The organism is Shewanella sp. 11B5, from assembly GCF_002836795.1.
GTDB lineage: Bacteria > Pseudomonadota > Gammaproteobacteria > Enterobacterales > Shewanellaceae > Shewanella > Shewanella frigidimarina.
In genome coordinates this window covers 1-1,981 of the sequence record NZ_PJAP01000700.1, presented here as the reverse complement: position 1 = coordinate 1,981, position 1,981 = coordinate 1, and the positions used below count along the sequence as shown (strand labels likewise).

Genomic DNA, 1,981 nt, shown 5'->3' with positions numbered 1-1,981 from the left:
GCAGCATTGATGATGCCCAAATTGCACAAGTGATTGCCGATATTAAGGCCGACTTGGGCGCTGAACATGCCATTGCGGGCTTTATTCATTTACAGCCGCAAGCTACCGCTAACAGCAGCGAATTAATGTCGTGCACTGTTGCAGCAAAAGCCGCTGTCGACAACGCGTTTTTATGGGCTAAGCATCTTCACGCTGAGTTTGCCAAACCAACTCAAGCTTCGCGTTTATGCTACTTTACCGTGAGCCGTTTAGACGGTGGATTTGGTTATCTTGATAATACTCAGCTAGCAACAGCAGAGCTTAACCAAGCAGCCTTGTCTGGTCTAAGCAAAACCCTAAGCCATGAATGGCCACAGGTGTTTTGCCGCGCATTAGACATTGCCAACAATATTGATACTACAAGCTTTGCCGATGCCATCGTTGCTGAGTTATTTGATATCAATGGTGCCAATGCTAGCGCGGACCGCATTAATGAAGTGGGGATCAGTAACCAAGGTCGAGTAACCTTAGTTGCCGGCAACGCTAGCGAACAGTTTACACCAGCAAGCCTAAACAAAAATGACACTATTTTGGTCACCGGCGGTGCAAAAGGCGTAACGTTTGAATGCGCCCTCACCTTAGCCAAACAATGCCAATCACATTTTGTGTTAGCGGGTCGTAGCCAACATTTTGGCAAAGACTTACCGGCTTGGGCACAAGGCAAAAAAGTCTCTGAGTTAAAATCCGCAGCCATCGCTTATATTCAATCTCAAGGCAACAAACCGACGCCAAAACAGATTGATGCACTCGTATGGCCAATAAGCAGCAGCCTAGAAATAGATGCTGCGTTAAACGCATTCAGCAAGGTCGGCGCCAGTGCTCAATATGTCTCGATGGATGTCAGCGACGCCAAAGCAGTAGCTGCCAGTCTTAACAGCCTAACGAATGCTAAGGGTGAATCATTAACCATTAATGGGGTTATTCACGGTGCGGGCGTGTTAGCCGATAAGCACATTCAAGATAAAACCTTGGATGAACTTAACCGCGTATACCACACCAAAGTGACTGGGCTTGCCAGCATTATAAATGCACTCGACCCACAACAGATTAAGCTGATTGCACTGTTTTCATCGGCGGCCGGTTTTTACGGTAATACCGGACAGAGTGATTACGCTATGTCGAATGAAATCCTCAATAAAACTGCGCTGAAACTGGCGCACACCTTACTTCAAGCTAAAGTGATGAGTTTTAATTGGGGCCCTTGGGATGGCGGTATGGTCAGCTCAGCATTAAAGAAAATGTTTGTTGAACGTGGCGTTTACGTTATTCCGCTAAAAGCGGGTGCCGAGCTATTTGCTCACAGTTTATTAAGCCAACAAGGGGCACAACTGCTTATTGGCTCTGATATGCAAGGTTCATCAGAGCAGGACAACGCTGCAAAAAAGCTTAATGCGGACGCTTTGCTTATGGCCAAGGGTTCGCTGACATTTGCTACTAATACACTTGTGACTAAAGCATTTACGGCTAACGCAGTTACAACTGAGGCCGTTACGACTAAGACATCGGCTGCTGATGTTATCAGTCAGACGGTGACTCGAGTATTAACCCCGGCTGAAATGCTTTTTGTTAGCGATCATTGTATTGCTGGCAATCCGGTATTACCGACGGTATGCGCCATGCAATGGATGCGTGATGCGGCAGAAACTTTATGTCATGTGCCAGTCAGTATTGCTGAATACAAATTGCTTAAAGGGGTTATTTTTGACACCAATGAGCCACATTTGTTGCAACTGGAACTAACGCAAACTGACGCAGGGATCAGCGCGCTGATCTCCTCTCGTTTGGTAAACGATCCAAGTGCTGCTATGAAACCGCAATACCAAGCTCAATTGGTGATCAATCATGTGATATTGGCAGCTGATGTTGCTAAACCGACTGTTGGCGACAGCAGTTTGGCTCAATGGACCAACATGTCACCATTGTATTCAGGCGCTGAATTATA

The 1,981-nt window shown here is 46.5% G+C and carries 1 protein-coding gene; it reads left to right on the top strand.

The features are described from left to right. On the top strand, window positions 1-1,981 hold a 1,981-nt coding region (locus CXF78_RS15490; protein ID WP_145991483.1), incomplete at both ends, for an SDR family NAD(P)-dependent oxidoreductase.